Source organism: Kitasatospora sp. NPDC004531 (genome assembly GCF_053602195.1).
Genome location: NZ_JBSGDD010000168.1, coordinates 1 through 6,904, shown reverse-complemented (window position 1 = coordinate 6,904; position 6,904 = coordinate 1). Strand labels below are relative to the sequence as shown.

5 protein-coding genes are annotated in these 6,904 nt (G+C 74.7%); all 5 read left to right on the top strand.

Annotation, left to right across the window (positions count from 1 at the left end; all coding sequences use genetic code 11):
• The first annotated feature begins 100 nt into the window (after positions 1 to 100).
• Positions 101 to 1,765 carry a thiamine pyrophosphate-binding protein gene (locus ACWEMJ_RS33280; RefSeq protein WP_452140879.1) on the top strand — a complete coding sequence of 555 codons (1,665 nt, stop codon included), beginning with the start codon at positions 101 to 103 and terminating at the stop codon, positions 1,763 to 1,765.
• 53 nt (positions 1,766 to 1,818) lie between these two features.
• Positions 1,819 to 2,355, top strand: coding sequence for a DJ-1/PfpI family protein (locus tag ACWEMJ_RS33275; RefSeq protein WP_452140880.1), 537 nt, complete (start codon positions 1,819 to 1,821; stop codon positions 2,353 to 2,355).
• Between the two features lie 43 nt (positions 2,356 to 2,398).
• Positions 2,399 to 4,414 (top strand): alpha-1,4-glucan--maltose-1-phosphate maltosyltransferase, encoded by a 2,016-nt coding sequence (locus tag ACWEMJ_RS33270; protein ID WP_452140878.1) that lies wholly within the window; start codon positions 2,399 to 2,401, stop codon positions 4,412 to 4,414.
• Between the two features lies 1 nt (position 4,415).
• Positions 4,416 to 5,876, top strand: a complete 1,461-nt coding sequence (locus ACWEMJ_RS33265; RefSeq protein WP_452140877.1) for a maltokinase N-terminal cap-like domain-containing protein — start codon at positions 4,416 to 4,418, stop codon at positions 5,874 to 5,876.
• 39 nt (positions 5,877 to 5,915) lie between these two features.
• Positions 5,916 to 6,904, top strand: a 989-nt coding sequence (locus ACWEMJ_RS33260; protein WP_452140876.1) for a GlgB N-terminal domain-containing protein, incomplete at its 3' end; no start/stop codon positions are given.

Sequence of the window (6,904 nt, the reverse complement as noted above, 5' to 3'; positions counted from 1 at the left end):
CCTGACGCCGCGCCGGCGGCGGGGAGCAGGGCGGGCGCCCGTCCTGCTCCCCGCCGCCCCACGAACCGGAAACCCCCAGCTCACACGAGGAGGCACAGGCATGGCCAGCAGGCCCGCACGGGTGGCGATGCTCGAACAGTTCAAGGCCGACGGCGTCACCCGCATGTTCGGCAACCCCGGCACGGTCGAGCAGGGATTCCTGGACGAGCTCCGCAACTTCCCCGAGATCGAGTACGTGCTGGCGCTCCAGGAGGCCGCCGTGGTCGGCCTGGCCGACGGCTACGCCCGGGCCACCCGCCGGCCGGCCCTGCTCCAGCTGCACTCCGGCGTCGGCCTCGGCAACGGCATCGGCATGCTGTACCAGGCCAAGCGCGGCCACGCCCCGCTGGTCGTCCTGGTCGGCGAGTCCGGGCTGGCGTACGACGCCATGGAGGCCCAGATGGCCGCCGACCTGGTCGCGATGGCCGAGCCGGTCACCAAGTGGGCGACCCGGGTGGTCGACCCCCGCTCCACGCTGCGGGTGCTGCGCCGGGCCTTCAAGGTCGCCGCCACGCCGCCGTACGGCCCGGTGATGGTGGTGCTGCCGGCCGACGTGCTGGACGCCGAGACCGACGAGCCGGTGGTGCCGACCTCCTATCTGGAGACCGCGGCCGTCCCCGCGCCGGAGACCGTCGAGCGCGCCGCCGAGCTGCTGGCCGGCGCCGAGCGGCCGCTGCTGGTGGTCGGCGACGGCGTGCACTTCTCCGGCGCCCAGGCCGAACTGGCCCGGCTCGCCGAGGTGTGGGGCGCCGAGGTGTGGGGCGCGGACTGGGCCGAGGTCAACCTGCCCGCCGACCACCCCGCCTACCGGGGCCAGTTGGGCCACATGTTCGGCACGTCGAGCCGCCGGGTCACCGCGGCCGCCGACGCGGTGCTGATCGTCGGCACCTACGCGCTGCCGGAGGTCTTCCCGGCCCTGGAGGGGGTGTTCGCCCCGGGCGCGCCGGTGGTCCACGTCGACCTGGACAGCGGCGCGATCGCCAAGAACTTCCCCGTCGACCTCGGCATCCTCGCCGACCCCCGCCAGTCGCTCGGCCGGATCGCCGCCGCCCTCGACACCCGGCTCACCCCCGAGCAGCGCGGCCGGGCCTCGACGCGGCTGCGCGGCTGGGCCGCCGAGAAGGCCGCCGCCCGCGCCGAGGCCGACGAGCGCGACGCCCGCGAGGCCGCCGGCACGCTCACCGCCGCCGACTTCGGCCGCGAGCTCGCCGCCCGGCTGCCCGCCGACGCGATCCTCTTCGACGAGGCGCTGACCTGCTCCCCCGGCCTGTTCCGCCACCTGCCGCCGAACACCCCCGGCCGGTGGTTCCAGACCCGCGGCGGCTCGCTCGGCGTCGGCATCCCCGGCGCGCTCGGCGCCAAGCTCGCGAACCCGGACAGCACCGTGGTCGGCTTCACCGGCGACGGCGGCTCGATGTACACGTTCCAGGCCCTGTGGACGGCCGCCCGCTACGACATCGGCGCCGTCTTCGTCATCTGCAACAACGGCCGCTACAAGCTGCTCGACGACAACATCGCCCAGTACTGGGGCACCCAGGGCATCGAGCCGCACGCCTTCCCCGAGCTGTTCGACCTGAGCCGCCCGGAGATCGACTTCGCCGCGCTCTCCCGCTCGCTCGGCGTCCCCGCCGTCCGGGTCGACAAGCCCGAGCAGGTCGGCCCCGCGATCGACCGGGCACTGGCGAGCGGCGGGCCGTTCCTGATCGACCTGGTGGTGGGCCGGTGAGCGCCACGACCGAGCCCGGCGGCCGGCTGGCCGGCCGGAAGATCGCCGTGCTGATGGAGAGCGACTTCTACGAGCCCGAGATCCTCTACTACCAGCGCCGGTTCGCCGAGGAGGGCGGCAGCGTCCACTTCCTCACCCGGCTGTGGGGCAACGACCGGCTGGTCTTCCGCGGCCACGAGCACGGCATGCCGTTCGAGGTCAGCGAGTCCTTCGAGGACGTCGACGAGTTCGGGCTGCGCCAGTACGCGGCGGTGATCGTCCCGTCCGGGATCGTCGCCGACCGGCTGCGCTACACCGAGCACGTCGACCGGCTGCCGCCGGCCGCGCTGTTCCTGCGCCGGGCGTTCGCCGACCCGGCGATCGTCAAGGGGATCATCTGCCACGGCATGTGGCTGGCCGCGCCGATCCCCTCGGTGATCCGCGGCCGGCAGGCCGTCGTCCACAACAACCTGCTGGGCGACCTGCGGAACATGGGCGGCGTCTTCGTCGACCGCGACGTGGTGGTCGACGACGACCTGGTGACCGCCCGTACCGGCAACCACTGCCACCTCTTCGCCCGCACCATCATCGACCGGATCGGCCACCGCTGATCCCCTCCCCCCGCGCGTCCCCGCCACCGAGAGGAGTCCCGCCATGTCCGCCCGTACCGCCGTGTTGTCCCCCCGTGCCGCCTCAGCAGTCCGCCATCGGCCGGAGCCGGTCGGGCGGATCCCGGTGCTCGACGTCCGGCCGGCCGTCGACGGCGGCCGCCGGCCGGCCAAGGCGGTCGAGGGCGAGACCTTCGAGGTCTCCGCCACCGTGTTCCGCGAGGGCCGGGAGGCGGTCGCCGCCAACGTGGTGCTGCGCGGCCCGGGCGGCCGCCGCGGACCGTGGACGCCGATGCGCGAGCAGGCCCCCGGCACCGACCGCTGGAGCGCCGAGGTCACCCCCACCGTCCCCGGCCGCTGGACCTACACCGTCGAGGCCTGGAGCGACCCGGTGACCGGCTGGCAGCGCGCCGCCGCCGCCCGGATCCCGGCCGGCGTGGACGTCGAGGTCACCCTGGTCGAGGGCGCCGAGCTGCTGGAGCGGGCCGCCGGGAACGTCCCGCGCGGCCGGGGCCGCGGCGTCCTGCTCGGCACCGCCGCCGCGCTGCGCGACCCGGCCCGCCCCCCGCTGGAGCGGCTGCTGCTCGCCCGCCGCCCCCGCGTCGGCGCCGTCCTGGCCCTCTACCCGTTGCGCGAACTGGTCAGCCGCTCCCAGGAGTTCGAGCTGCAGGTCAGCCGCAGACGGGCGCTGTTCGGCGCCTGGTACGAGTTCTTCCCGCGCTCGGAGGGCGCGGTGGTGGACCCCAGCGGCGTGCAGCCGCCGGTCTCCGGCACCTTCCGGACGGCCGCCGAGCGGCTGCCCGCGGTGGCCGCGATGGGCTTCGACGTGGTCTACCTCCCGCCGATCCACCCGATCGGCCGCTCGTACCGCAAAGGCCCGAACAACAGCCTGGCCGCGGGCCCGCACGACGTCGGCTCGCCGTGGGCGATCGGCTCCGCCGACGGCGGCCACGACGCCGTCCACCCCGACCTCGGCACCCTGGAGGACTTCGACCACTTCGTCGCGGAGGCCGGCGCGCTGGGCCTGGAGGTCGCCCTCGACTTCGCGCTCCAGTGCTCCCCCGACCACCCCTGGGTGCGCACCCACCCCGAGTGGTTCACCCACCGCCCCGACGGCACCATCGCCTTCGCGGAGAACCCGCCCAAGAAGTACCAGGACATCTACCCCGTCAACTTCGACCAGGACTTCGACGGCATCGTCAAGGAGACCCTGCGGATCCTGCGCTTCTGGATGGGCCGCGGGGTGCGGATCTTCCGCGTCGACAACCCGCACACCAAGCCGGTCAACTTCTGGGAGAAGGTGCTCGCCGACATCGCCCGCACCGACCCCGACGTGATCTTCCTGGCGGAGGCGTTCACCCGTCCGGCGATGATGCACACCCTCGGCAGGATCGGCTTCCACCAGTCCTACACCTACTTCACCTGGCGCAACGACAAGGCCGAACTCACCGAGTACCTCACCGAGTTGACCGGCGAGGCCGCCGCGTACATGCGCCCCAACTTCTTCCCCACCACCCCCGACATCCTCCCCGAGCAGCTCCAGACCGGCGGCCCCGCCGCGTTCGCCCTGCGCGCCGTCCTCGCCGCCACCCTCTCCCCCAGCTACGGCATCTACGCCGGCTACGAGCACGGCGAGAACCTGGCCGCCGGGCCCGGCTCGGAGGAGTACCTCGACTCCGAGAAGTACCAGCTGCGCCCCCGCGACTGGACCCGCGCCGACACCCTCGCCCCGCTGCTCACCGCCGTCAACCGGCTGCGCCGCGGCCACCCCGCCCTCCAGCAGCTGCGCGACCTGCGCTTCCACCCCACCGACAACGAGCGGATCCTCGCCTTCTCGAAGACCGCCGTCACCGAGGACGGCCTGGAGGACCGGGTGATCTGCGTGGTCAACCTCGACCCCCACCACGCCCAGGAAGCCACCGTGACCCTCGACCTGCCCGAGGACACCAAGGTCCACGACGAACTGACCGGCGAGCTCTACCTCTGGGGCCGGCACAACTACGTCCGGCTCGACCCGGCCGTCGCCCCCGCCCACCTGCTCACCCTGCGTCAGGACATCTGACATGCCCACCCTCGCCTGCGCGTCCTGCCTGGCCGCCGAACCCGGGCCGGCCCTCCGCGGCGACCAGCTGCTGCGCCCGCTGCTGCCCGCGCTGCGGCCCTGGCTCGTCACCCGCCGCTGGTTCACCCACGAGAGCGGCTGCCTGCAGGACCTCTCCCCCGTCACCGACTCCGTGCTGGAGACCCCCGGCGGCGACGCCGTCCTGGTCCACGCCCTGCTCACCGCCGTGCACACCTCCGGCGCCGCCCACCGCTACCAGGTGCTGCTCGGGCTGCGCCCCCGGCCGGCCCCGCGGCTGGACGCGGCGATGGTCGGCCAGGCGGTCGGCGGCCGCTGGGACGGCTGGTGGATCTACGAGGCCACCGACGACCCCGAGCTGATGTCGCTGCTGCTGGAGCGCGCCCAGCGGGCCCGGCCCGGCGCGCCGCTGCTCACCCTGACCCGCCCCGGCTCCGTCCCCGGCGGCCTCGCCGCGCGCCCGCTGAAGGCCGAACAGACCAACAGCGCCGTGGTGTTCGGCAACCGGCTGATGCTCAAACTGTTCCGGCAGCCGCAGTCCGGCCCCCACCCGGAGGCCGAGGTGCTCACCGCCCTGACCGCCGCCGGCAGCACCAGCACCCCCCGGCTGCTGGGCCGCCTCACCGTCGCCGACCACGTGCTCGGCGTGCTCCAGGAGTTCCTGCCCGCCGACGGCGACGGCTGGGACCTCGCCGTCCGGCACGCCACCGACAGCCTGCGCGGCCACGAGGGCGCCGCCGGCCTCGGCGGCTTCAGCGCCGACGCCTACGCCATGGGCGAGTCCGTCGCCCGCACCCACCGCCTGCTCGCCGAGGCCTTCCCCCGCCGCCTGCTGACCGAGAAGCAGATCTGCGGCATCGTCGACCGGCTCGACGACCGGCTGCGCGACGCCGCCGGCCGGGTCCCCGAACTCGCCGCGCACACCGACCGGATCACCGAGATCTACCGGGACTTCGCCCGCGCCGCCTGCCGGGGCCGCGGCCTCGACGGCCAGCGGATCCACGGCGACCTCCACCTCGGCCAGGTCCTGCGCACCCAGACCGGCTGGAAGGTCATCGACTTCGAGGGCGAACCCGGCGGCGACGCCGACGACCAGGGCCGCCCGCAGCCCGTGCTGCGCGACGTCGCCGGCATGCTGCGCTCCTTCGAGTACGCCGCCGAACACGCCCTGGCCGCCGTGCTCGCCGAGGACGGCGAGCTGCTGTCCCCCGCCGACCGGATCCACCACTGCCGCCGCGCCCGGGCCTGGGCGCTGCGCGGCCGCCGCGCCTTCATCGCCGGCTACGCCGCCGCCGGGCAGGTCGACCCGTACTGCCACCCGGCGGTGCTGCGCGCCTTCGAGACCGACAAGGCCGTCTACGAGGCCGTGTACGAGACCCGCTACCGCCCCGACAAGCGCTTCGTCCCGCTCCGCGCGATCCAGCGGCTGGCCGCCGGCCGCTGAACCTCCCCCCGCCTGAACACCCGAGAGGACGCCACTCCCGTGACCGTGCAGCTGACGGCCCCGCTTCTGCTCCCCGAGGCCCCGCCGCCGCCCGACGACACCGAACGGCTGCTCGCCGGCGCCCACCACGACCCGCACGCCGTGCTCGGCGCGCACCCGGTCGAGGAGGGCGTGGCCGTCCGGGTGCTGCGGCCCTGCGCGGAGCGCGTGGTGCTGGAGACCCCGCTGGGCGAGGCCGCCCTGGTCCCCGGCCCGGGCGGCCTGTTCACCGCCCTGCTCCCGATCGACCGGCTGCCCGAGTACCGGCTGCGGGTGACGTATCCGGGCGGCGAGCCGCTGGTGCAGGAGGACGGCTACCGGTTCGCCCCGACGCTGGGCGAGCTGGACCTGCACCTGATCTCGGAGGGCCGGCACGAGCAGCTGTGGCAGGCGCTGGGTTCGCACGTGCGCACGGTGGACGGGGTGGCGGGCACCTCGTTCGCGGTGTGGGCGCCGAACGCGGCCGGCGTGCAGGTGATCGGCTCGTTCAACCACTGGGACGGCACCGCGCACCCGATGCGCTCGCTGGGCTCGTCCGGCGTGTGGGAGCTGTTCGTGCCGGGCGTCGGGGACGGCGCGCTGTACAAGTACCGGATCCGGACCCGGCAGGGCGGGGCGCTGGAGAAGGCCGACCCGCTGGCCCGCGCCGCCCAGTGCCCGCCGGACACCGCCTCCGTCGTCCACGCCTCGACCCACGCCTGGGGCGACGCCGAGTGGATGGCGGCGCGGGCGGCTGCGGTGCACCACCGGGCGCCGATGTCGGTCTACGAGCTGCACCTGGCGTCCTGGCGGCCGGACCTGACGACCTACCGGGAGGTCGCCGAGGTGCTGCCCGGCTACCTGGCCGAACTCGGCTTCACCCACGTCGAGTTCATGCCCGTGATGGAGCACCCGTTCGGCGGCTCCTGGGGCTACCAGGTCTCCGGCTTCTACGCCCCCACGGCCCGCCTCGGCACCCCCGACGACTTCCGGCACCTGGTCGACACGCT

Excerpts from the sequence above, each read along its gene's own strand:
- ACWEMJ_RS33280 (WP_452140879.1), top strand. The coding sequence starts at position 101 with ATGGCCAGCAGGCCCGCACGGGTGGCGATGCTCGAACAGTTCAAGGCC.
- ACWEMJ_RS33275 (WP_452140880.1), top strand. The coding sequence starts at position 1,819 with ATGGAGAGCGACTTCTACGAGCCCGAGATCCTCTACTACCAGCGCCGG.
- ACWEMJ_RS33265 (WP_452140877.1), top strand. The coding sequence starts at position 4,416 with ATGCCCACCCTCGCCTGCGCGTCCTGCCTGGCCGCCGAACCCGGGCCG.
- ACWEMJ_RS33270 (WP_452140878.1), top strand. The coding sequence starts at position 2,399 with ATGTCCGCCCGTACCGCCGTGTTGTCCCCCCGTGCCGCCTCAGCAGTC.